Annotated in this window: 23 protein-coding genes; 10 read left to right on the top strand and 13 right to left on the bottom strand. The window is 72.8% G+C overall.

Annotated elements, in window-relative coordinates:
- The first annotated feature begins 94 nt into the window (after window positions 1-94).
- The 3 genes from ACI3EY_RS02705 to menC are packed head-to-tail and all read left to right on the top strand — an operon-like array spanning window position 95 to window position 3262.
- Complete coding sequence (locus tag ACI3EY_RS02705) at window positions 95-1303, top strand: M20 family metallopeptidase (protein WP_405038757.1); 1209 nt, start codon at window positions 95-97, stop codon at window positions 1301-1303.
- Between the two features lies 1 nt (window position 1304).
- Entirely contained in the window at window positions 1305-2144 is an 840-nt protein-coding gene (locus tag ACI3EY_RS02700) for a GNAT family N-acetyltransferase (protein WP_405039331.1), read from the top strand.
- Complete coding sequence (gene menC, locus ACI3EY_RS02695; protein ID WP_405038755.1) at window positions 2141-3262, top strand: o-succinylbenzoate synthase; 1122 nt, start codon at window positions 2141-2143, stop codon at window positions 3260-3262. Before ACI3EY_RS02700 ends, menC begins: the two co-directional genes overlap by 4 nt.
- Window positions 3263-3281: 19 nt before the next feature.
- Here menC and ACI3EY_RS02690 read toward each other — a convergent pair whose 3' ends face one another.
- Window positions 3282-4961 carry a PucR family transcriptional regulator gene (locus ACI3EY_RS02690; protein WP_405038754.1) on the bottom strand — a complete coding sequence of 560 codons (1680 nt, stop codon included), beginning with the start codon at window positions 4959-4961 and terminating at the stop codon, window positions 3282-3284.
- Between the two features lie 106 nt (window positions 4962-5067).
- On the opposite strand from ACI3EY_RS02690, the gene ACI3EY_RS02685 reads away from it, so the two are divergent.
- Together ACI3EY_RS02685 and ACI3EY_RS02680 are read left to right on the top strand one after the other, a co-directional pair.
- Window positions 5068-5583, top strand: coding sequence for an O-acetyl-ADP-ribose deacetylase (locus tag ACI3EY_RS02685; protein ID WP_405039330.1), 516 nt, complete (start codon window positions 5068-5070; stop codon window positions 5581-5583).
- Entirely contained in the window at window positions 5580-6158 is a 579-nt protein-coding gene (locus tag ACI3EY_RS02680) for a GNAT family N-acetyltransferase (protein ID WP_405039329.1), read from the top strand. Before ACI3EY_RS02685 ends, ACI3EY_RS02680 begins: the two co-directional genes overlap by 4 nt.
- Here ACI3EY_RS02680 and ACI3EY_RS02675 read toward each other — a convergent pair.
- The 3 genes from ACI3EY_RS02675 to ACI3EY_RS02665 form a co-directional block, all read right to left on the bottom strand.
- Window positions 6118-7359 carry an MFS transporter gene (locus ACI3EY_RS02675; protein WP_405039328.1) on the bottom strand — a complete coding sequence of 414 codons (1242 nt, stop codon included), beginning with the start codon at window positions 7357-7359 and terminating at the stop codon, window positions 6118-6120. The genes ACI3EY_RS02680 and ACI3EY_RS02675 overlap by 41 nt on opposite strands.
- Window positions 7356-8462 carry an ATP-binding protein gene (locus ACI3EY_RS02670; protein ID WP_405039327.1) on the bottom strand — a complete coding sequence of 369 codons (1107 nt, stop codon included), beginning with the start codon at window positions 8460-8462 and terminating at the stop codon, window positions 7356-7358. Before ACI3EY_RS02670 ends, ACI3EY_RS02675 begins: the two co-directional genes overlap by 4 nt.
- A gap of 61 nt (window positions 8463-8523) precedes the next feature.
- Entirely contained in the window at window positions 8524-9534 is a 1011-nt protein-coding gene (locus ACI3EY_RS02665) for a threo-3-hydroxy-L-aspartate ammonia-lyase (protein WP_405039326.1), read from the bottom strand.
- Window positions 9535-9751: 217 nt separating this feature from the next.
- Between ACI3EY_RS02665 and ACI3EY_RS02660 the strand changes: the two genes are divergently transcribed.
- Together ACI3EY_RS02660 and ACI3EY_RS02655 are read left to right on the top strand one after the other, a co-directional pair.
- Window positions 9752-10051, top strand: coding sequence for a type IV toxin-antitoxin system AbiEi family antitoxin domain-containing protein (locus tag ACI3EY_RS02660; RefSeq protein ID WP_405039325.1), 300 nt, complete (start codon window positions 9752-9754; stop codon window positions 10049-10051).
- Window positions 10048-10734: a hypothetical protein gene (locus ACI3EY_RS02655; RefSeq protein ID WP_405039324.1), complete on the top strand. Its 687-nt coding sequence runs from the start codon at window positions 10048-10050 to the stop codon at window positions 10732-10734. Before ACI3EY_RS02660 ends, ACI3EY_RS02655 begins: the two co-directional genes overlap by 4 nt.
- Before the next feature lie 122 nt (window positions 10735-10856).
- On the opposite strand, the gene ACI3EY_RS02650 is transcribed toward ACI3EY_RS02655, so the two are convergent.
- Both ACI3EY_RS02650 and ACI3EY_RS02645 read right to left on the bottom strand, forming a co-directional pair.
- The gene (locus ACI3EY_RS02650; protein ID WP_405038747.1) at window positions 10857-11540 is read right to left on the bottom strand and encodes a response regulator transcription factor; all 684 of its coding nucleotides are present in this window, start codon (window positions 11538-11540) and stop codon (window positions 10857-10859) included.
- Window positions 11525-12805 (bottom strand): sensor histidine kinase, encoded by a 1281-nt coding sequence (locus tag ACI3EY_RS02645; RefSeq protein ID WP_405039323.1) that lies wholly within the window; start codon window positions 12803-12805, stop codon window positions 11525-11527. The genes ACI3EY_RS02650 and ACI3EY_RS02645 overlap by 16 nt, the downstream gene beginning before the upstream one ends.
- A gap of 162 nt (window positions 12806-12967) precedes the next feature.
- On the opposite strand from ACI3EY_RS02645, the gene ACI3EY_RS02640 reads away from it, so the two are divergent.
- Window positions 12968-13861, top strand: coding sequence for an ABC transporter ATP-binding protein (locus ACI3EY_RS02640; RefSeq protein ID WP_405039322.1), 894 nt, complete (start codon window positions 12968-12970; stop codon window positions 13859-13861).
- Entirely contained in the window at window positions 13858-14700 is an 843-nt protein-coding gene (locus ACI3EY_RS02635; protein WP_405039321.1) for an ABC transporter permease, read from the top strand. The genes ACI3EY_RS02640 and ACI3EY_RS02635 overlap by 4 nt, the downstream gene beginning before the upstream one ends.
- A gap of 122 nt (window positions 14701-14822) precedes the next feature.
- On the opposite strand, the gene ACI3EY_RS02630 is transcribed toward ACI3EY_RS02635, so the two are convergent.
- From ACI3EY_RS02630 to ACI3EY_RS02605, 6 genes are all read right to left on the bottom strand, one after another.
- Window positions 14823-15254, bottom strand: a complete 432-nt coding sequence (locus tag ACI3EY_RS02630; RefSeq protein WP_405038743.1) for a heat shock protein transcriptional repressor HspR — start codon at window positions 15252-15254, stop codon at window positions 14823-14825.
- A gap of 6 nt (window positions 15255-15260) precedes the next feature.
- The gene (locus tag ACI3EY_RS02625) at window positions 15261-16334 is read right to left on the bottom strand and encodes a DnaJ C-terminal domain-containing protein (RefSeq protein ID WP_405039320.1); all 1074 of its coding nucleotides are present in this window, start codon (window positions 16332-16334) and stop codon (window positions 15261-15263) included.
- A 133-nt stretch (window positions 16335-16467) separates the two neighbouring features.
- On the bottom strand, window positions 16468-17199 hold the full coding sequence (locus ACI3EY_RS02620) for a nucleotide exchange factor GrpE (protein ID WP_405039319.1): 732 nt from the start codon (window positions 17197-17199) through the stop codon (window positions 16468-16470).
- Complete coding sequence (gene dnaK / locus ACI3EY_RS02615; protein WP_405039318.1) at window positions 17196-19094, bottom strand: molecular chaperone DnaK; 1899 nt, start codon at window positions 19092-19094, stop codon at window positions 17196-17198. The genes ACI3EY_RS02620 and dnaK overlap by 4 nt, the downstream gene beginning before the upstream one ends.
- A 198-nt stretch (window positions 19095-19292) precedes the next feature.
- Complete coding sequence (locus ACI3EY_RS02610) at window positions 19293-20537, bottom strand: glucose-1-phosphate adenylyltransferase family protein (protein ID WP_405039317.1); 1245 nt, start codon at window positions 20535-20537, stop codon at window positions 19293-19295.
- A 44-nt stretch (window positions 20538-20581) separates the two neighbouring features.
- Entirely contained in the window at window positions 20582-20995 is a 414-nt protein-coding gene (locus ACI3EY_RS02605) for a hypothetical protein (protein ID WP_405039316.1), read from the bottom strand.
- 99 nt (window positions 20996-21094) lie between these two features.
- On the opposite strand from ACI3EY_RS02605, the gene ACI3EY_RS02600 reads away from it, so the two are divergent.
- Complete coding sequence (locus ACI3EY_RS02600; RefSeq protein ID WP_405039315.1) at window positions 21095-22291, top strand: glycoside hydrolase family 26 protein; 1197 nt, start codon at window positions 21095-21097, stop codon at window positions 22289-22291.
- 7 nt (window positions 22292-22298) lie between these two features.
- Here ACI3EY_RS02600 and ACI3EY_RS02595 read toward each other — a convergent pair whose 3' ends face one another.
- Complete coding sequence (locus tag ACI3EY_RS02595; protein ID WP_405039314.1) at window positions 22299-22682, bottom strand: VOC family protein; 384 nt, start codon at window positions 22680-22682, stop codon at window positions 22299-22301.
- Between the last annotated feature and the right edge of the window lie 20 nt (window positions 22683-22702).

The raw sequence follows: 22702 nt of genomic DNA, 5'->3' as shown, positions 1-22702 counted from the left end.
GGCCGCGGCATCGTCGGATCGGCCGAAGATTCGGCTTGCTCTTGGTGCAGATGTCCATTGAACGACGGGACCTCGGGTCCTAGCGTGGCGCAGTGTGAACACCGCACCCGCGAGCACCCCTGGACCATTGCTGGCTGCCGCCGGGAAGCGGGTGCCGGACCTGCTCTCGGACCTGCGCCGCCTCGTCGAGGTGGAGTCCCCCTCCTCCGACCTGGCCGCCGTCGCCGAGGGCGCGCGCACGGTGGCCGACGTCGTCGAGGAACGCCTCGGTCGGCGGCCGGAGACGATCGTCGAGGAGGGCGTGACGCACCTGCTGCTCCACCTGGGGGGTCCGACGCGGGTCCTCCTGCTGTGCCACCAGGACACCGTCTGGCCGCTCGGGACCCTGGAGCGGATCCCCTGGTCGCACCAGGACGGGGTCCTGCGCGGCCCGGGGACCTTCGACATGCTGACCGGCCTGGTGATGGCGGTGCACGCCTGCGCGCTGCTGCAGGAGCGCTCCGGACCGGACGCCCTGGACGGTGTCACCCTCCTCGTCACCGGCGACGAGGAGGTCGGCTCCACGCACTCCCGCGAGCTGATCCTGCAGACCGCGGCAGGTGCCGCCGGGGTGCTCGTCCTGGAGGCCTCCGCCGACGGCGGGGCCGTCAAGGTCGCCCGCAAGGGCGCCGGCCGCTACCGGGTCGAGCTGCAGGGGGTCGCCGCGCACGCCGGCCTGGAACCGGAGCGGGGGGTCAGCGCGCTGCTCGAGCTCGCTGCCCAGCTGCCCCGGATCCTCGAGCTGGCGGACCCCGAGGCAGGCACCACCGTCACCCCGACCACCTTCGCCGGCGGGAGCACCACCAACACGGTGCCGGCCGCGGCCACCCTGGACATCGACGTCCGCGCCCGGTCGGCGGCCGAGCTGGAGCGTGTCGACGCCGGGCTGCACGCCCTCCGCGCGACCCAGACGGGAGCGCAGGTCCGCACCGCCGGAGGGATCAACCGCTACCCGATGGAGCGTCACCACGCCGCCGGCCTCTGGCGGCGGTATGCCGACGCCTGCACCGCGCTGGGGGTGCCGGTCCCCGAAGCGGTCGCGGTGGGCGGCGCCTCGGACGGCAACTTCACCGCGGCGGCGGGGGTCCCGACCCTGGACGGCCTGGGCGCCGTCGGCGGTGGGGCGCACGCCGAGCACGAGCACGCCCTCGTCGACGAGATCGGCCCCCGCACCGCCGTCCTCGCCCACCTGATCGAGCAGCTGCGCGACGCCGGCCCCGAGCCCGCCCCGGGGAGCACGGCACCCGGACGGGAGGAGCACTGAGATGGTCGCTCCCCAGCCCGTCCGCCGCCCCCCGTCGGACACCCGGCGGATGGTGCCGGGGCAGCTGACACTCACCCTGGTCACCCGACCGGCCGAGTGCCTGGAGGTCGCCGAGCTGTTCGACCGGATCTGGGCGGTCCAGGACGGCACCATCCTGGACCGGCACCTGATGGTCGCCCTCACCCACAGCCGCAACTACGTCCTGCTGGCCCGCCTCGACGGCCGTCCGGTCGGGGCGGCCGTGGGCTTCTGCGGCCCCCCGGGCGAGCCCTTCCACTCCCACATCGTCGGCGTCCGGGCGGAGGCGAGCGGCCACGGTGTCGGCCGCGCCATCAAGGAGCACCAGCGCCGCTGGTGCCTGGACCGGGGGATCGGCACCATGGTGTGGACCTTCGACCCCCTGGTCGCGCGGAACGCCCACTTCAACATCCGGGTGCTCGGGGCATACCCGCGGCGCTACCACGAGAACTTCTACGGCCAGATGCGGGACACCGTGAACGCGGGGCAGGCCTCCGACCGGATGGTGGTGCGCTGGGAGCTGGGCGACCCCGCCGGCGGCAGCACGACCGCGCCGCCGGGACAGCCCGCAGGCGGCACCCACCTGGCCCTGTCCAACCACGACGACCACCCGGGCGAGCCCCTGCTGGACGTGCCCGCGAACACGGACCGGGTGCTCGTCGGGGTCCCCCGCGACATCGAGGCGCTGCGCCGCGAGGCCCCGGAGCTGGCGCTGCGCTGGCGTGAGCGGACCCGGCTGGCCCTGGGCGGACTGCTCGCCGAGGGCTGGCAGGTGCACGACTTCGACGACGACCGCCACTACATCCTGCGGAAGGAACCATGAGACTGACCAGCCTGCGCCTGCACCTGATCGAGATGCCGCTGCGCTCCCCGTTCACCACCTCGTTCGCCACCACCACGGTGCGCAGCTGCTACCTGGTGGAGGCCCGGACCCGGACGACGGACGGCCGCGAGGTGACCGGGTGGGGCGAGTGCGTGGCGATGGAGGCGCCGCTCTACTCGCCGGAGCACCTGTCCGGGGCGGTCGAGGTCACCCGCCGGTGGCTGGCGCCGGCCCTGCTCGCGGTCGAGGACCTCACCGCGGAGACCGTCGCCTGGCACCTGCGGCACGTGGTCGGGCACCCGATGGCCAAGGCCGCCCTGGAGATGGCGGTCCTGGACGCCCAGCTGCGGGCCCGCGACGTCTCCTTCGCCGACTACCTGGGCGCGGTGCGGACCAGCGTCCCCAGCGGGGTCTCCGTCGGGATCCAGCCCTCCGGCGAGGAGACCGTCCGGGTGGTCGGCGAGTTCCTCGACCAGGGGTATGCCCGGATCAAGCTCAAGATCCAGCCGGGCAGCGACCTGGGCCCGGTCCGGGCCGTCCGGGAGGCCTTCGGGGACGACCTGCCGTTCCAGGTGGACGCGAACGCGGCCTACACCCTGGCCGACGTCGGTCTGCTGCGCCGTCTCGACGAGTTCGACCTGCTCCTCATCGAGCAGCCGCTCGGGGAGGCCGACCTGCGTCAGCACGCCGAGCTGGCACGGCAGGTGCGCACGCCCATCTGCCTGGACGAGTCGATCGTCTCGGCCGAGGTCGCGGCGGACGCGATCGCGCTCGGCGCGACCTCCGTCATCAACGTCAAGCCGGGCCGGGTCGGCGGCTACCTGGAGGCCCGGCGCATCCACGACCTGGCCCGGGCCAACGGCATACCCGTCTGGTGCGGCGGGATGCTGGAGACCGGTGTGGGCCGGGCCGCCAACGCGGCGCTGGCCGCGCTGCCGGGCTTCGTCCTGCCCGGGGACATCTCCGGGTCGGACCGCTTCTACACCGAGGACGTGACCGAGCCGATCGTGATGCGGGACGGGGCGGTGGACGTGCCGACCGGTCCCGGCTTCGGCGTCGAGGTGCTGCCGGAGCGGCTGGAGCGGTTCAGCACGGGCACGGTGGACCTGCCGGCCTGAGCACCGTTCTTCCTCGTCCTCAGGACGAGGGCAGCAGCCGTAGGTGCAGCTGCACGGCGAAGCGCACCTCGGGGTCGGTAAGGTCCATCCGGCCGATGCTCTCGATCCGCCGCAACCGGTAGCGCAGCGTGTTGGCGTGGATGTGCAGCGAGCCCGCGGCGGAAGCCACGTCGCCGTGCGCGTCGAGCCAGGCCCGCAACGTCTCGACGAAGCTGGTCCGTTGAGCGAGGTCGTGGTCGACCAGGCGGGAGACGGGACCGCTCGGCTGCTCGTCGTCGGACAGCAGCCGGTCCCGCAGGTCCAGCAGGAACGACTGGATCTGCACGTCCGGGTAGGCGGCCACCGCGCCGACCGTGGCACCGACCGGGCCGGCCCCGCCCTCGACCAGCACCCGGAGGGCGCGGTCGGCGCCCCGCCGGGCGGCCACCAGTCCGTCGACGTCGGTGGCCAGCGGACCGATCCCGACGCGCGGGGCATACCCCGGGCCGGTGCGGGCAACGAAGTCGCGGGCGGTCCGCTGCGCCGCCGCCAGCCCGTCGGCGACCGGGATCAGCCCGTAGGTGACCTCCCCCAGCAGCGCGGTCGCGGCCTTCGGGTGGACCGAGGTCAGGTGCAGGGCCAGCGCGTCGCTGCGCCGTTCCCTCTCGACGGCGTCGTGTCCCAGCGCGGTGAGGTCGCCCCGCCCGCCCGAGGTCCCACCGGACACCTCGGCCACCTGCATGGCGAGCACCGCCACGGTGGCCCCGGCCAGCCCGAGGCGGGTCACCGCGTGCCGCGCCCGGACACCGCCCTCGAGGGCCGTTCCGAGCAGGTCGGCCCGGATCCGGCGGGAGGCGTCCGCGCCCGCCCGGATCCGCAGCAGGTGCAGCGCCACCAGCTTGGCGGCGTCCTGCAGCGCGGCCGCGCGCTCCTGGTTCAGCTCCTCGTCGACCGCGGCCCAGATCGAGCCCAGCACCTCGGTGCCGGCGCGGACCGCCATCGCCACCCGCAGCTTGCTGACGGCCTCCTGCCCCTGCAGCTGGATGCTCATCGGGTGGTCGGCGGCGTACAGGTCGGAGAAGAAGCCCTGGTCGTCCAGCAGCCGGGCGTAGCGCTCCGGCACCTGCCGCTCCAGGATGGTCTCGATCCGGGACGGGTCGGCCTCGTCCTGCCGCCCGGAGAAGGCCAGCACCCGGGAGCTGCGGTCCTCGATCGTCACCGGGGCGTCGACCAGGCTGCTGATCGCGTTGGCCAGACCGAAGAGGTCACCGGAGGGCAGCCCGCCCATCGTCTCGTCGTCACCACCGCCGACGTCGCCCTCGGAGAGCAGCGAGCGCAGCATGGCGGTGAGCTGCGCCCACGAGGCACCCCGCGTCAGGCCGGCCACGGTCATCCCGTGCCGGTGGCAGGTGGCGGCCAGGGCGGCGTCGTCCGTCTCGACCGGCTCACGCAGGATCAGCAGGGCGGCGCCCTGGGCCCCGACCCGCTCGGCGAGGTCGCCGACCTGGCCGGCCCCGCTGACCCCCACCCCCAGGACCACCGGCGAGGCGGGCCAGTGCTGGTCGTCGACGGGGTCGTGGATCACCACCCCCTCCACCGCCCTGGTCGGAAGGCCGAGGACCATCGGCTGAAGGAAGGTGTTGCCGAGGTCCTCGAGCACCCGGGCGACCGTGACCGAGGGGCGAGGGCTGCTCGGCCGGGGTGTGCTCCTGACGTTCACCCGCCCAGTCTCTCAACCGCCCCCGTCGCCGCCACCGGCGACGGCACCAGCGACCGCGACGGCGTTCCGGAGGGCTCGACGGGCCACCACGCGTGAGAATGGGCGCATGCGGATCAGCTGCGAGCTCTCGGACATCACCACCGTCGCGGTGGACGCCGTCGTCAACGCTGCCAACTCCACCCTGCTCGGCGGGGGCGGGGTGGACGGCGCGATGCACCGTGCCGCCGGGCCCGAGCTGCTGGCGGAGTGCCGCCGGGTGCGGGCGGCCCGCTGGCACGACGGGCTGCCGGTCGGCGAGGCCGTCGCGACCGGGGCCGGGGCGATGCCCGCCCGGTGGGTGATCCACACCGTCGGGCCGAACCGGCACCGGGGGCAGGACGACCCGGAGCTGCTCGCCTCCTGCTTCCGACGCAGCCTGGAGGTTGCCCAGGAGATCGGCGCCACCTCGGTGGCCTTCCCGGCGATCAGCGCCGGGGTCTACGGCTGGGACCCGGCCCAGGTGGCCGACATCGCGGTCGACACCGTCCGTGGCTGCGCCGCGCAGGTCCCCGACGTGCAGGAGGTGCGTTTCGTCCTCTTCGGCGAGGACGTGCTGGCCGAGTTCGAACGGGCGGTCGGATGAGCGACCCGGACCTCACCCGCACCCCCACCCTCACCGGGGAGCTCGTCGAGCTGGTGCCTGCCGGGTCCGAGCACGTCGAGCGGCTGCACGCGCTGATGGGCGACCTCGAGGTGGCCCGGCTGACCGGGTCGATCCACGACGACAGCGAGACCGGTCGGATGACCCTGGGCGTGCCCGAGCTCCAGCGGGTGTACGCCCGGTGGGCCACCGACGACGACCGCCTGGTGTGGGCCATCGTGGACCGCACCACCGGCCGGACGGTCGGCGAGAGCCTGCTCACCGACCACGACCCGGGGAACCGCTCCTGCGGTTTCCGGATCTGGATCGGTGAGGCCAGGGACGGGGGCCTGGGCACCGAGGCGACCCGGTTGAGCGTCGGGCACGCCTTCGGCGAGCTCGGCCTGCACCGGGTCGAGCTCGAGGTCTACGCCTTCAACCCGCGCGCCCGCCGGGTCTACGAGAAGGTCGGCTTCGTGCTGGAGGGGACCCGGCGCGAGGCGTTGCGGTATGCCAACGGCTGGGTGGACTGCCACCTCATGTCGATGCTCGCGAGCGAGTGGTCGCCGCAGGGCTGAGGGTCTCGGGGGCACGCAGCCAGACCAGCCCGCCCAGCACCGCCACCACCCCGGTCACCGCCAGCGCGGCACCGAAGCCGGCCAGGTCGACGACCAGCCCGATCAGCACCGGGCCGGCGATGACCCCGACGTCGGTGGCCATCTGGTAGGTCGACAGGACCGTCCCGCCCTTGCGCTCGTTGCCGACGATATCGGCCACCGCGGCCTGCTGCGCCGGGTTGACCAGCCCGGCCCCGATCCCCGAGACCAGGCTGAGGCTCAGCAGCAGGGTCAGAGCGGTCGCTCCCTCGATCCCAGGAGCGACGGCCAGCCCGAGCAGCCCGAGCGAGATGCCGGAGGTGACCATCCCGGCGATGATCAGCGGCCGGCGGCCCAGCCGGTCGGCGAGCCGGCCGGTGATCTGCAGGGTGACGGCGGTGCCCGCGGCGGCCGTCGTCAGCGTCGCCCCGGCCACCCAGGGCTCGTCGAGCACCGCCGCCGCCAGCAGCGGGACGACCGCCATCCGCACCCCGAGGTTGGCCCAGCCGTTGGCCACCCCGCACGCCAGCGCCGCCCGGTAGGCCTTGTCCCGCAGGGCCTCCCGGACACTGAGGGTCGGCCGGTCGGCGTCCTCGGGGGCGGCTCGCAGGCGGGCGCCACCGAGACCGACGGCGACGACCAGGGAGGCGATGACCAGGGCGACGGCATACACGACGAAGGGGACGCGGGTGCCCCACCCGGCGATCAGCCCGCCCAGGACCGGGCCCAGCATGCTGCCGAGGATGAACGAGCTTCCCCACAGCGAGGACACCCGCCCGCGGATGGTCGGCGGCGCCAGCCGGACCAGCAGCGCGATCGCCGAGATGGTGAAGAGGGTCGACCCGATCCCGCCGAGGCTGCGGAACACCAGCAGCTGCCAGTAGGTCTGCGCGAACGCGGTCGCGAAGGAGGACGCGGCGACGATCAGCAGGCCGGTGAGGTAGACGGGCCGCTCCCCCAGCCGTTGCACCAGCGCCCCGCCCGCCGGGGCGAAGACCAACCGGAAGAACGCGAAGGCCGAGACGACGACGGTGGCGGCGGTCGCCCCGACGTCGAAGGACTGGGCGAAGCCGGGCAGCACCGGGGAGATGAGCCCGAAGCCGACCGCGATGACGAAGGAGGCACCGACCAGGATCCAGATCTCGCGCGGGACCGGGACCCGCGCCGGGGACGGCCCGCTCACTCCCCGACCCGCCGCAGGTGCTCGCGCAGGTAGGGCAGCGCCACGTCGACCAGCCCGTGGCCGACCGGTGCGATGAGCTCGCGGGCGATGAGCCGGGTGCGGACCACGTTGGCGTGCTGCCTGCTCACCCCGAGCCGTTCGGCGACCAGACCGGTGGCGGAGGGCCCGTCGTCCTGGGCCATCGCATGCAGGTAGTCCAGCTGCCCGGGCGGGACGTCGAGCAGCGCGGGGGTGTGCACCAGCCGGCTCATCCGGTCGACGACCACCTCCCGGGTCCGCTCGACGTCCCGCTCGGTGATGACCTCGTCGGTGCCGGCCGCGCGCCAGGCGTGGTAGCCGACCAGCTGGAGCAGGTAGGGGTAGCCGTGCGCGATCCGGACCAGCAGCCGGACCGCCTCCGGGCTGATCACCCGGCCCGCCGCACGGACCGTGCGCACCGCGGCGTCGGCGACCTCGGCCTCGTCCAGCGGCCCAAGCTGCAGCCGCTCGGCGCGGCGCAGGAAGGTGGTGCCGCGCTGCTTGAGCAGGGTGGCGATCCCCACCGGCAGGCCGGCCCCGACGAAGGCGATCTCGTGGTCGTCGCGCAGCAGGTGCTGGTATGCCGACGCCAGCCGGGAGACCTCGGCCACCTCCACCGACTGCACCTCGTCCAGGGTCAGCAGCACCCCGGTGCCGCGCTCGGCCGCCAACGTCGCGAGCCGCGCCAGCATCGCCGTCAGGCTCTGGGTGTGCGGGTAGGCGTGGTCGATCTCGGTGCTGATCGAGCCGACGGCGTGGATGCCGCCGCCGGTGACCCGGCGCTGCTCGGCGGCCGGGTCGACCCGGGCGAGCAGCCCGGGCAGCAGGCTCTGCTCGGTCTCCTCGACCATGCCGGGGCCCTCGGGCAACCGGACGACGTGCCACCCCCGGGTGCGGGCCCGGTCCTCCAGCTCGTTCAGCACGACCGTCTTGCCCATCCCGCGGGGGCCGCTGATGAGGATGGAGCGCATCGGTGAGCCGGGGCCCTCGTCCAGGGCGACGTCGAACTCGTCGAGCAGCCCGGCGCGGCCGGCCAGCACGCGTGGGCTGGTGCCGAAGCTGGGCCGGAACGGGTTTCCGGGCACGTCACCCTCCCCTCAAGAACGGTTATACCTGTTATACAACGTGAACGTTGTTATATCTGTCTTATGTGCGCGAGGTGTGCTGCTGCGTGCCGCTCTCACCGTCGCCGGCCAGGAGCCGGGCGAACCAGGCCGGGTCGATGTTGCCCCCGGTGAGGACCACCCCCACCCGGTCCCCCGGACCCACCGGCACCGCGCCGGAGAGGACCGCCGCGAGCCCGAGGACTCCGGTCGGCTCCACCACCTGCTTGAGCATCCCAGCCACCAGCCGCATGGCGCTGACCAGCTGCTCGTCGGTGGCAGTGACGACGGCGTCGACGTGCTCGCGCAGGATCGGGAAGGTCAGCTCCCCCAGGTGCTGGGTCTGGGCGCCGTCGGCGATGGTGCGGGGCGTCTCGATGTGCACGATCCTGCCCTCCGCCAGCGAGCGCCTCCCGTCGTCCCCGGCCGCCGGCTCCACCCCGTAGACCCGGGCTCCGGGAGCCAGCACCCGCGCGGCCAGGGCCGACCCGGACAGCAGGCCTCCCCCGCCCAGCGGGGTGACGAGGACGTCGAGCGGACCGACCTCCTCGACCAGCTCCTTGACCGCGGTGCCCTGCCCGGCGATGACGTGCGGGTGGTCGTAGGGCGGGACCAGCGTCGCCCCGCTCTCGGCGGCGATCGCGCGCCCGATCTCCTCCCGGTCCTCGGTGTACCGGTCGTAGCGCACCACGTGCGCGCCGTAGCCCCGTGTCGCCGCGACCTTGAGCTCCGGGGCGTCCAGCGGCATCACGATGGTGGCGGGCATCCCCAGCTCGCGGGCGGCGAGCGCGACGGCCTGGGCGTGGTTGCCGGAGGAGAACGCGACCACGCCGGCGGCACGCCGACCGCCGCCCAGCGCGGAGAGCGCCGTGTAGGCGCCGCGGAACTTGAACGCCCCCACCCGCTGCAGGTGCTCCGCCTTGAGCAGCAACCGGCACCCGGCCAGCTCGTCCAGCCGCCGGGAGGTCAGCACCGGGGTCCGGTGGGCCACGCCCTCGAGCACCGCCGCGGCGTCCTCGACGTCGGCGTAGCTCGGCAGCGGTGGGGTGGGCATACCCGCAGCCTGACGTGAGCCTCTGACAGTCGCAAGCCCGCCGCCCCCGGCCCCTTCTCCCGCCCCCTTCCCTTCCCCCGGAGTGGGGTCAACCTCGCCGGAAATCCACCACGCTATAGGGCGATGAAGGTCCGGCTAAGGTGACCGCGGTCCCGGGTGGGCCGCCCCCTGTGGACGATTTCTGCGGGCGGGACCTGTGTCCCGGGAAGGTGCAGGTATGCCGCGTCTCCCGTCTCCCCCACCGCACGACCCCGAGGAGCAGCAGCTCCACCGCAGCCGGCTCGAGGTGCTGCAACGGGCGTTGGACACCGGGCACGGCACCGTCCTCAGCCGGGAGCTCACCGCCCTCGGCATCAGCCCGGAGACGGTCCGCACGCTGGTCTCCCGGAAGATCCTGGTGCGGGCGGGACGGGCATCCTTCGTGGACGGGGCACGCTACGGCTCGGCAGGCCCCGAGCAGCGACACGTCCTGCGGGCCACCGCCATCGCCCGCACCTGGCCGAAGGACGTCCTGTGAGCCACACCAGCGCCGCGCTCCTGCACGGTCTTCCCTTGATCCGGTCCCTCTCCGACCGGGTGCACGGGTGCCGATGCGCCACCGGGCAGCACCGGAGGACCGCGATCCACACCATCCACACGGGGTATGCCGATGCGCGCTCCACCCTGCTGAACGGGGTGGCCGTGCTCGAGCCCCGCTTCGTGGTGATGGGGGTCGCCGAGCTGCACGGGCGGGACGCGGGGGTGGTGGCGGCGGACGCGGCGCTGCATCGCGGCATGGTCAGCACGGCCGACCTGGTCGGCACCCTCGACGGTCGCGAGCACCATCCGGCGCACGCCCTGATGGAGCGGGTGACCGAGCTGGTCGACGCCCGGACCGAGTCGCCCGGGGAGAGCCTCACCCGGCTGGTCCTCGCGGCACTCGGCTACGTCCCGCAGCCCCAGGTCGTGATCCGCGACGTCATCGGCACGTTCCTCGGTCGGGTGGACTTCCTGATCGAGGGGACCCGGGTGATCGCCGAGTTCGACGGCATGTCGAAGTACGCCTCCCCCGAGGACCTCGTGGCCGAGAAGCGTCGTGAGCTGCGCCTCCGCCGGGCCGGCTATACCGTCGTCCGGCTGGTGTGGGCCGACCTGGACCACCCCGGGCGTATCCGGGCCATGGTCGAGGCAGCCCTGGCTTCCGAACGGCGTGGCGCCTGAGCCGCGTCCTCCTCGGCGTGCGGTCACGCTAGAGGGACCTTCATCGCCCTAAAGCGTGATGAAGGTCCGGCTAGGGTGACCGCACTCGGGTGGCAGGCAAGGGGCAAGGGGCGAGGTATGCCTCAGCGCTCGGCGTCGTGGACCACCAGGGCGACCTGCACCCGGTTGGTCAGGTCGAGCTTGGCCAGGATGCTCGAGACGTGCGCCTTGACGGTGGGGATGCCCAGGTAGAGCTCGCGGCTGATCTCGGCGTTGGAGCCGCCCCGGGCCACCGCCCGGGCCACCTCGACCTCACGCTCGGTCAGCAGATCCAGCGAGGCCCGTGCCCTGGCTCCCCGGTCGTCCGAGGCAGCCCGCGCGCCACCGGCCACCTCGCGCACCAGCAGCGAGGCCACCGACGGGGAGAGGGCGTGGTCACCGGAGGCCACCTCGTGGACCGCGGCGACGAGCCGCTGCGGCGGGGTGTCCTTGAGCACGAAGCCCCGGGCCCCCGCGCGGAGCGCCTCCAGCACCAGCTCGTCGGCGTCGAAGGTCGTGAGCACCAGGATCTTGGTCTCCGGCCAGCGCCGCAGCACCTCCCGGGTCGCCGTCAACCCGTCGACCCGGCTCATCCGCACGTCCATCAGCACGACGTCCGGCCGGTGCCGGGCCACGAGCTCGACCACCCGATCACCGTCGTCCCCCTCGCCGACCACCTCCACCCCGTCCGGTCCACCGAGCAGCATCCGCAGGCCCGCCCGGACCAGCGGGTCGTCGTCGACCAGCACCACCCGGGGGACTGCCGCCCCGTTCACGTCGTCCGCCACGGCAGCCACACTCGCACGGCGAAGTCGCCGCCGACCACCCCGGCCTCGAAGGTCCCCCCGGCCAGCGTCACCCGCTCGGCCATCCCGGGGAGGCCCAAGCCCTGCCCGGTCGCGGGCACGGTCGAGACGACCGGGTTCCGGACCAGCACGCGCAGGCCCGCCTGCGGCCCCCCGGCCAGCTCCACCTGCACCCGAGTCCCGGGTGCGTGCCGGCGGGCGTTGGTCAGCGCCTCCTGCACCACCCGGTAGGCGTGCCGTCCCACCGGTCCCGGGAGCTCCACCGACCGGGCCCACAGGTCGGGCGCTGCTTCCAGCTGCACCTGCTGCCCGCTGCTGGTCACCTCCGCCACCAGCGACGGGATGTCGGTGAACGCGGGCTGCGGGGCCTCGACGGCCCGCCCCGCCGCACCGTCCGTGGTCCCGCCGGCCGTCCCGCTCGCTGCGGCCCCGCCGCTCCCCTCGTCCTCGGCGCGCAGCACCCCGAGCACCACCCGCAGCTCCTCCAACGCCTGATGGGCGCCGTCCCTGACGATCTCGGCGCTCTGCGTCCGTTCCGCTTCGGTCAGGTCGGGGCGGTGCGCCAACGCCCCCGCGTGCATCGCGACCAGGGAGAGCCGGTGCCCCATCACGTCGTGCATCTCCCGGGCGATCCGGGCCCGCTCGGCCAGCCGGGCCTGCGCCACCCTGGCGGACTGCTCACGGTCGGCGGTCTCGGCCTGGGCGCGCCAGCTGCTGACCAGCTCGCGCCGACCCCCGATGTTCCAGCCGATCAGCGCGACGATCGCGAAGACCAGCAGCCCGATCACCGAGGTCAGCCCGAGCGAGAGCAGGGAGCCGCGACCCGAGGCATACGACGGGTCGTCGGGGAAGAGGATGGGCGCGATCCAGCGGTCGTGGACCGCCCCGAGCGCCACGTTCAGGATCAGCACGACCACCAGCGGCGGCATGCGTCGCCGGGTGGCCAGGGAGAGTATGGCCAGCATCACGGCCGGGACCGACCAGGTGGACAGGATCGAGAGCAGGGACACCGCCACAGCCACCCCGACCGGCCAGCGCCGTCGGAAGGCGACCAGCACCACGACCAGCTGACCGATGGCGATGTCCAGCAGGAGCAGCACGTCCACGACGCCCCGGTCGGTCGGCTCCCCCTGACCGACCGGGGTGATCGCGAAGACCGCCAGCCAGAACAGGCCGCCCAGCAGCCATACCGTCGCCAGCCGCCAGGTCTGCTGCCAGCGGGTCAGGGGTGGCGGTGGATGCTGCATCCCACCGAGCCTACGGCGACCGGACACGGTCGTCCCCGGCCGTCGGTCTGCCGTCCGCCCCTACTTTGGTCGGGGCCGACACCTCACGCCGCCGACCTTGGTCAGCCGCCCGCAGACCGGCGACCGATGTGCGGGACGGCCCCCGCGACGGAGGGTGGTGACATGATCCAGATCGAGCACCTGACCAAGCGCTACGGCGCCTTCACCGCCGTCGACGACATCTCCTTCACCGCCTCCCCCGGTCGTGTCACCGGCTTCCTCGGCCCGAACGGCGCCGGCAAGTCGACCGCGATGCGGATGATGTGCGGGCTCACGCCGGCCACCTCCGGCAGCGCCCGGATCCTGGGCCGCCCCTACGGCGCGCTCCCCAACCCCACCCGTCACGTCGGTGTCATGCTCGACGCCTCGGCGCAGCACGCCGGTCGCACCGGGCGGGAGACGCTGCTGCTCAGCGCCATCGTCACCGGTGTCGGCGGCAAGGCGGTGGACGCCGCGCTGGAGCGGGTCGGCCTGTCCTCGCGGGAGGCGCAGCGGCGGGTCAAGGACTACTCGCTCGGTATGCGCCAACGGCTGGGCCTGGCGAACGCGCTGATCGCCGACCCGCACGTCCTCATCCTCGACGAGCCGGCCAACGGCCTCGACCCGGCGGGCATCCGGTGGATGCGCGGGTTGCTGCGCGACTTCGCCGACGACGGAGGGACGGTGCTGCTCAGCTCGCACCTGCTCAGCGAGGTCGAGCAGGTCGCCGACGACCTGGTCCTCATCGGCCGCGGTCGGATCGTGTCCCAGGGCACCAAGGAGGAGCTGCTCTCCCGTGGCGGGGTCGTCTTGGACGGCACCGACCGTGCGGCCCTGGAGTCCGCGCTGCAGCGGGCCGGCCTGTCACCGGTGGCCCTGCCCCGGGGCGGCTTCGGCGCGCAGACCGACCCGGCCACCATCGGCCGGCTCGCCCTGGACGAGGGCCTGGTCATCACCAGCCTCGGTGCCTCCGGCGGTGGCCTCGAAGAGATGTTCCTGACCCTGACCGCGGACGACGCACGAGAGGTGGCGGCATGAGCTCCACGACCAGCACCCCCGTCGGCACGGCCGACGACCAGGCCTCCCTGAGGTCCGACGCGACCGGCGCACGCGAGGAGCCGCCCGGCTCCCTGGGTAGCGGGCTGGGCTTCGGCCAGCTGCTGCACGCCGAGCTGCGCAAGACCGTGGACACCCGGGCCGGACGGTGGCTGCTGATCGTCATCGTCGCGGTCACCGCGCTGGCGATGGGCCTCGTCATGTGGTTCAGCCGGGAGGACGGGGCCGGGTTCCTGGCGCTGCTCACCACCGCGGTGCTGCCGCAGGCGGTGCTGCTGCCGGTGCTCGGCATCCTGACGGCGGCCTCGGAATGGAGCCAGCGCACGGCCCTGATCACCTTCACCCAGGAGCCCCGCCGGCTCCGGGTCATGGTCGCCAAGTCGCTGGCGGCGGTGCTCCTGGGACTCGTCGTGCTCGCGGTGACCTTCGTGCTCGCCGCACTGGCGCACGTGCTGTCGGTCTCGGTGGCCGGTGGCGACATCGACCTGGCGGTGACCGGGGCACTGGTGCTCAACTACACCGTGATCCAGGTGATCTACATCCTGATGGGTGTCGCCTTCGGGGCGCTGCTGCTCAACGTGCCGTTGGCGATCGCCGCGTTCTTCGTGCTGCCGGTGGTCATCTCGATCGTCACCGCGACGGTCGGCTGGCTCCGGGACCGGGCCGCCTGGATCGACCCGACGATGGCCGGCATACCGTTCGCCGAGTCGAGCAACGCCAGCGCCCAGGAATGGCAGCAGCTCGGGGTCACCACGCTCATCTGGATCGTGGTGCCGCTGGCCCTCGGCCTGTGGCGGGTGTCCCGGCGCGAGATCAAGTAGGCCTTCGCCAGCCACCGCGGTGGGTATGTGCTGTCCTGGCAGCACGTACCCACCGCGGTGCGCCCAAGGGGCAGGGGGTAAGGGGGCGAGCGGCAATCGCCTTGGGGCACAGGCTCAGGAGCTCAGCCGCGCGGCCAGCCCTGCGGGCGCCAGAGGGCGAGGGCGGTGCTGGTCGAGCGGCCCCGGGGTCGGCGACCGGCCCGCAGGGCGACGACCTCACCGGTGAGGTCCGCCGCGAAGACCCGCGACTGGCCGGTCTCGCGGAGCTGCTCGTTCTCGGCGAGCAGCTGCGCGAGACGGTCGCGCAGGCCCTCGACCTGGAGCTCCAGGTCCATGATCCGCTGGATGCCGGCCAGGCTGACGCCCTCGGCGGAGAGGTTCTGCACCTCCCGCAGCCGGTCGATGTCGCGGGAGGAGTAGCGCCGCCCTCCGCCGCGGGTGCGGGAGGGTGTGACGAGGCCGAGCCGGTCGTACTGGCGCAGGGTCTGCGCGTGCATACCGGCCAGCTCGGCCGCGACCGAGATCACGTAGACGGGTGTCTCACGGTCGACCACGGGTCATCACGCCCTGGCCCGCTGGAGCAGCTCGGCCCGCGGGTCCGTGCCGGCCTCCTCGGCGCGCAGCGCCTCGACCGCCTCCTGGGCGGTGTCGGAGAGCCGCTGCGGGACGACCACCTGCACCTTGGCGAGCAGGTCGCCGGTGCTCTGCTTGGTGGCGATGCCCCGGCCCTTGACCCGCAGCACCCGCCCGGAGGGGGTGCCAGGGGCGACCTTGACCTTGACGACCGACCCGTCCAGGGTCGGCACCTGCACGGTGGCGCCGAGGGCGGCCTCGGAGAAGGTCACCGGCAGGTCCACCGTGAGGTGGTTGCCCTCACGCCCGAACACGGGGTGCGGGGTGACCGTGACCGTGAGGTACATGTCGCCGGGCTCGGCGCCCTGCATCGGCGCGGGCATCCCCTTGCCGCGCAGCCGGATCTTCTGGCCGTCCTTGACGCCGGCCGGGATGCGGGTGGTGATCCGCCCGCCGTCCGGCTTGGACAGGGTGACGGTGTCGCCGGAAGCCGCGGCCCGGAAGTCGATGGTGGTGCCGGCCTGCACGTCCTGGCCGCGCGGCATACCTCCACCGCGGCCGGTGAAGCCGCCACCGCCGGGGAAGCCGCCCGGGAAGCCCTGCGGTCCGCCCTGGCTGCGCTGCTGGAAACCGCCGGCGCCACCGAAGGCGCCCAGCAGGTCCTCGAGATCGACCCCGCCGACACCGCCCACCCCGCCGGGTCCGCCGGTGGAGAAGCGCTGCCCCTGCCCACCGCCGGCACCGCCGAACATCTGGGCGAAGACGTCCTCGAAGCCGCCGCCGCCGGCGCCCGGGCCGCCGGCACCCGCGGTGAAGCGGGCACCTCCGCCCATCTGCCGCACCGCGTCGTACTGCTTGCGCTGCTCGGGGTCGGAGAGCACCGCGTAGGCCTCACCGACGTCCTTGAACCTCTGCTCGGACGCCGCGTCCCCGGGGTTGCTGTCGGGGTGGTGCTGCCGCGCCAGCTTGCGGTAGGTCTTCTTCAGCTCCTTGGCGTCGACGTCCTTGCTGACGCCGAGGATCGCGTAGAAGTCCTTGTCGAACCAGTCCTGGTTCACCATCGGTGCTCACCTCCTCCTTCGTGTCGTCCCGTGTCGCCCGCGTCCTCGACCGGGCGAGCGTTGTGCTCCGACCGGGCGAGCGTCCTGTCGCTGCAGAACGCCCGCCCGGTCAGGGTATGCCGCACGGCGGGTCTCAGCCCGGGTCCGCCACCGCGACGCGCGCGGCACGCACGACCTGGTCGCCGACCTTGAAACCGGGCTGCATCACCTGCACCACCGTCATCTCCGTGGTGCCCTCCGGCAGCTGGGCCTGCTCGGCGGGCAGGTGCATCAGCGCCTCGTGCACGTTCGGGTCGAAGACGTCGCCGACGGCACCGACCCGCTCCACACCGAAGCGGCCCAGGGCCTGCTCGAGCTTGTCGGCGATCGCCGCGAACGGGCTGCCCTCGGTGAGGTCGCCGTGCTCGCGGGCCGAGTGGATGTCGTCCAGCACCGGCAGCAGCGACTCGACGACGGCCCCGGTCGCGCGGCCCTTGTCCAGCTCACGCTCCCGCTGGGTGCGGTTGCGGAAGTTGACGAACTCCGCCTGCATCCGGCGCATCTCCTCCAGCCGCTCCGCGGCCAGCAGGGAGTCAGGGTGCAGGTCGTCCGCGACACCGGTCAGGTCGTCCGCAGCCGTGTCGCCAGCCATCTCGCCGCCGGCCGTGACGTCGCCGCTCCCGCCGTCGGCCACCGCACCGTCGGCGACACCGTCGGTGTCGTCGGCGGGTGCGGCCTCGGGCTCCGGCTGGCGCCGTTCACCCGTCTCCGGGTCGATCCGTCGCTTGTCCCGGATGACGGGCCCGACCTTCTCGCCGTCGCGGCCCTCGCCCTGACGGCCCTCGTCCGGGCCGCCCTCGGAAGGGGTTCCGTGGGTGTCCGTCACTTCTTCTCCTCGTCGTCGTCGACGACCTCGGCGTCCACCACGTCCTCGTCGGAGCCGGCGTCGGCGGTGCCGTTCCCGGCCTCGCCGTCGGCACCCTGCTGGGCGCCGGCGTCACCCGCACCGGACTCCTGCTGCGCGGCATACATCGCCGAGCCCATCTTCTGGCTCTCGGTGGACAGCGTCTCCATCTTGGCGCTGATGTCCTCGAGCGAGGCGCCGCTCTCGGGCTTGAGCGCGTCCTTGAGGTCGGTCAGCGCGGTGTCGACCGGGCCACGGGCCTCGGCCGGGACCTGGTCGCCGGAGTCGGAGAGGAACTTCTCGGTGGAGTAGACGAGCTGCTCCGCGGAGTTGCGGGTCTCGGTCTCCTCGCGCCGTTGCTTGTCCTCCTCGGCGTGCGCCTCGGCGTCCTTGATCATCCGCTCGATCTCGTCCTTCGGAAGCGCGGAGCCACCGGAGATCGTCATCGACTGCTCCTTGCCGGTGCCACGGTCCTTGGCGGAGACGTGCACGATGCCGTTGGCGTCGATGTCGAAGGTGACCTCGATCTGCGGCACCCCACGCGGAGCCGGGGCGATGCCGGTGAGCTCGAAGTTGCCGAGCAACTTGTTGTGCGCGGCGATCTCCCGCTCACCCTGGTAGACCTGGATCCCCACCGAGGGCTGGTTGTCGCTGGCGGTGGTGAAGGTCTCGCTGCGCTTGGTCGGGATCGCGGTGTTGCGCTCGATCAGCCGGGTCATGATCCCGCCCTGGGTCTCGATGCCCAGGCTCAGCGGGGTGACGTCGATGAGCAGCACGTCCTTGCGGTCGCCCTTGAGGACACCGGCCTGCAGCGCGGCGCCGACGGCGACGACCTCGTCCGGGTTGACGCCCTTGTTGGGGTCCTTGCCGCCGGTCATCTTCTTGACGGTCTCGACGACGGCGGGCATCCGGGTGGAGCCACCGACCAGGACCACGTGGTCGATCTGGTCGAGCTTGATGCCGGCGTCCTTGATGACCTGCTCGAAGGGAGCCTTGGTGCGCTCCAGCAGGTCCGAGGTCATCTGCTCGAACTGGGCACGGGTGAGGGTCTCGTCCAGGTGGATCGGGCCGTTCTCGCCCATCGACAGGTACTGCAGGTTGATCGAGGTGCTCGATCCGGAGCTGAGCTCCTTCTTGGCCTGCTCCGCGGCGTCCTTGAGACGCTGCAGGGCGATCTTGTCGCTGCTCAGGTCGACACCGGTCTGGTTCTTGACCGTGGTGACCAGGTGGTCGATGACGCGCTGGTCCCAGTCGTCACCACCGAGCTTGTTGTCACCGTGGGTGGCCTTGACCTGAATGGTCGCGAAGCCGTCGTCGGCGTCCTTGCCCACCTCGAGCAGGGACACGTCAAAGGTACCGCCACCGAGGTCGAAGACGAGGATGAGCTCGTCCTCCTTGCCCTTGTCCAGGCCGTAGGCGAGCGCCGCGGCGGTCGGCTCGTTGACGATGCGCAGCACGTTCAGGCCGGCGATCTCACCGGCGTCCTTGGTGGCCTGGCGCTCGGCGTCGTCGAAGTACGCCGGGACGGTGATGACCGCGTCGGTCACGTCCTCACCGAGGTAGGACTCGGCGTCCCGCTTGAGCTTCATCAGCGTACGGGCGCTGATCTCCTGCGGGGTGTAGTCCTTGTCGTCGATCTTGGTGCTCCAGTCGGTGCCCATGTGGCGCTTGACGGAGCGGATGGTGCGGTCGACGTTGGTGACGGCCTGCCGCTTGGCGACCTCACCGACCAGGACCTCACCGTTCTTGGCGAAGCTGACGACCGAGGGGGTGGTGCGGCCACCCTCGGCGTTCGCGATGATCTCCGGCTCGCCTCCGGTGAGGACGGCGACCGCCGAGTTGGTGGTGCCGAGGTCGATTCCGACTGCACGTCCCATGAACTGCTCTCCTTGGTATGTCGATGCGCACGTCGTGCGCCGAGGTTGACACGTCTGCACTCAACTCTGCTGATTGGGCGGCGTCTTGTCAAACCCGCGCTCAGTGAAGTTGAGTTCACTTCGCTCAACTACACGAGCGGGGGGTTTGTTCCTTGCGTCGGCGCCCCCCGCGGAGATCGGGTGGGTCTCGGCCGGAGCTCAGGCGGTGGTGCCCGGCTCCAGCCGCGCGCCGGCGGCGATCCGGGCGTCCCGGGAGATGTGGCTGTCCCGCCCGACCAGGGTGATGGCCTCGTCGCTGAGCCGGGTGCCGGCGGGCGTCTCCCCGACCCTGGCGCCGCGCCCGACCACGACCCCCTCGTCCAGCACCGCGGTGCGCACCACCGCACCGGCCTCGACGACGACGTCGGAGAGCAGCACGCTGTCCTCGACGACGGCCCCGGCCTGCACCTCCACCCGAGGGCCGAGGACGCTGCGGCGCACGGTCCCCCGGACCCGGCTGCCCGGTGCCAGCATCGACCCGGCGACCTGAGCCTCGTCGCCGCACCAGGCGGGCGGGTCGGGGACGCCCGGGCCCAGCACGGGCCGGCCCGGGTGGTCGAAGACGTCGACCCGCCCGGTCAGCAGGTCCCGGTGCGCCTGCAGGTAGGCCTGGGGTCGCCCGACGTCCTTCCAGTAGCCGGGGAGGGGGTCGGCATACACCTGGCCGCGCTGCACGAGTGCCGGCACCAGGTGCTCGCCGAAGTCGCCCAGACCGGTGTCCTCGCCGTCCCCGTCGTCCCGGTGCAGGTCGGCGCGCAGCCGCTCGAGCTCGGCGACGAGCACCGCGGGGTCGTAGAGGAAGATCTCCACGGCGACGGTGCCGGTGCCGGTCGAGCCCGGCTTGTAGTCCACCCGCGACACCCTGCCGTCGGCGCGGGTGTGCACGACCATGTTGTGCGCGGCCTCCTGCACGCCGATCTCGGCGGTCAGCATCGTGCACTCGGCCCCCCGCTCCAGGTGCCGGCTGACCATCGGTCGCAGGTCGGCGGAGAACACGTGGTCGGCGGAGAGCACCAGCAGCACGTCCGGGTCGAAGGCCAGGATCTCCTCGCGCAGCCGGAACAGCCCGTCGGCGTTGCCGTGGCTGAAGCCGTCCTCCTCGGCCGGGCCGGACCCCTGCTCCGGGGTGAGCCGGCGGAAACCGCCGTGGGTGCGGTCCAGGTCCCACGGTCTTCCCCCGGCGAGGTAGGTGTCGAGGGTGCTGGACTGGTACTGCACCGCCACCCACACGTCCGCGACACCGCTGGCGGCCAGCGTGGACAGCGGGAAGTCGACCAGCGCGTGCGTGCCGGCGAACGGCAGCGCCGGCTTGGCCCGCTCACGGGTGAGCACGTCCATCCGGCTCCCGGCCCCGCCCGCCTGGACGATCGCCAGCGTCCGTAGCCCCACGGGCAGTGTCGACACGCGGTGAGTGTATGCCGGGACCCGCCCCCGCGTCCGTCCGGACGTCAGCCGGGCCGTCGGTCTGCGCGCGAGCCTAGTGCATACCCGACGAGGGCGGCGAGGGCGCTGCCCGACACCAGCCCGACCATCAGCATCATCGACCCGACGAGGAACAGCCCGGTCGGATCCTGCGACGCGGCGTCCACGGTCCAGACGAGCCAGAAGCCCGCGGTGGTCCCGAGCGCCACCGCGACCGGGCGCCAGCGGGAGGCGAGCGCGGCCGTCACCAGGAGGAAGGTGAGGCCGCAGCCGACGACCTGGGCCGGGCGGTACGGGCCCTGCATCGTGCCGGAGCCGGGGTCGAGGTAGTACTGCCGGTCCCACCCGAGCCAGGCACCCCAGATGGCGGCGCCGAGCAGGAGGGCGAGGAAGAAGGTCGCTGCCCGCCCGGGTCGGGCACGTCTCTGCTCCGCTGTCATGACACGTCCTCCTGCCGGAATGGGTCCACCGCAGTATCGACCATGTCGCCCCGGAATGTGGGTATCAGGAATCTTTCTGGGAAACGGTAGAATGAGGCAGTGTCATTTTCTCGCCATCACCTGGGCATTCCTGCCGTGCTGACCCTCGCACTGTCGGGGTGTGCGACACCTCTCGGGGACGCGGAGGGCGCCGGGGCCGGCTCCTCCGGCGGGGACTGCGTGCAACCAGCCGGGAGCGAGCTGGCGCCGGCGTCCGGGGTGCTCGCCGGGGTGAACCTCGACTGGGGGGACGAGACGTTGGCGGAGTACGCCGACCAGCTCGGCCGTCGTCCTGCGGTGGCGGTGAGCTTCGCACCCTTTCCGCTGTCGGCCACCGACGTTGAGAACATCACCGCGGCCAAGGACCAGGTGCGTGCCAACGGGGGCGTCCTGCTGCTGACGCTGGAACCGCACGAAGGGCTCGACGCCGTCACCGAGGAGCTGGCCGACGAGCTGGCGACGCTCCTGGACGGGTTCAACGGCGACGGGGTGCCGGTCATCGTGCGTTTCGCCCATGAGATGAACGGGTCCTGGTACCCCTGGGGTCAGCAGCCGGAGGCCTACCGGACCGCGTTCCGCCGGGTCGCGGACGCGATCCACCGCTCGGCCCCGGGCAGCGCCACCATGTGGGCACCGAACTACGGGGGTGGCTACCCGTTCAACGGGGGCGCCCACGAGGCCGTCCCCGGCTCGGCCGACCACCGGGAGCTCGACACGAACGGCGACGGCGAGGTCGACGGACGGGACGACAGCTACGCCCCCTACTACCCGGGGGACGACGCGGTGGACTGGGTCGGGATGACGCTCTACCACTGGGGCAACAGCTACCCGTGGGGCGCGAACGTCCTGCCCGAGCAGGGGAAGCTCCTGGAGCAGCTCACCGGCACCTACGACGGCGCCGGGGGCGACGACACCGCGGTGCCCGACTTCTACGCCGAGTACGGGGTGAGCCGTGACAAGCCGGTCGCCATTCCCGAGACCGCGGCGCTCTACGTCCCCGAGGGTGGCGGCGACGGCGAGCTCGAGATCAAACAGGCCTGGTGGCGACAGCTCACCGATCCGGTGATTCATCGCGACTTTCCGCAGATCAAGATGATCAACTGGTTCGAGTGGCGCAAGCACGAGGCCGAGATCGACGGGATCATCGACTGGCGTTCCGCCGGGAACCCCGACATCAGCAGCGCGTATGTCGACGACCTCCCCGCCTGGTTCCACTACTCGGCGGAGCCGGGGGACTGCCCCGCCTTCGCCGGGTAGAGCCGCCTCAGGCCACGCAGAACTCGTTCCCCTCGGGGTCGTGCATCACGACGTGACCCAGCACGCCGTCGTACTGCTCCTCACGGATGCGGATGGCTCCGAGGTCGACCAGCGCGTCCACCTTGGCCCGGATCAGCCGCTCCCTCTCGGCCATGTCCCACGGCGGTTCACCCGCCACCCGGATGTCGACGTGCAGCCGGTTCTTCGCCGCCTTCGTCTCCGGCACCCTCAGCCACCCGATCGCCGGCCCCGCACCGTCGGGGTCGACGATGGAGGCGCCGTCCGGCTCGTCATAGCCGGGCTCCGGCACATACCCCAGCGCCGCGGCCCAGAACGCGGCGAGCAGGTGCGGGTCGTTCGCGTCGCCCCCGAGGGTCCAGTGCGTGGCCATGCACCGACGGTAGCGAGCGG

The sequence above is a fragment of the Serinicoccus shuyuelongi genome (genome assembly GCF_045032955.1).
In the GTDB taxonomy this organism is placed as follows: Bacteria; Actinomycetota; Actinomycetes; order Actinomycetales; family Dermatophilaceae; genus Ornithinicoccus.
Note: the sequence above shows the minus strand (reverse complement) of the source record. Positions and strands in the feature narration are given on the sequence as shown.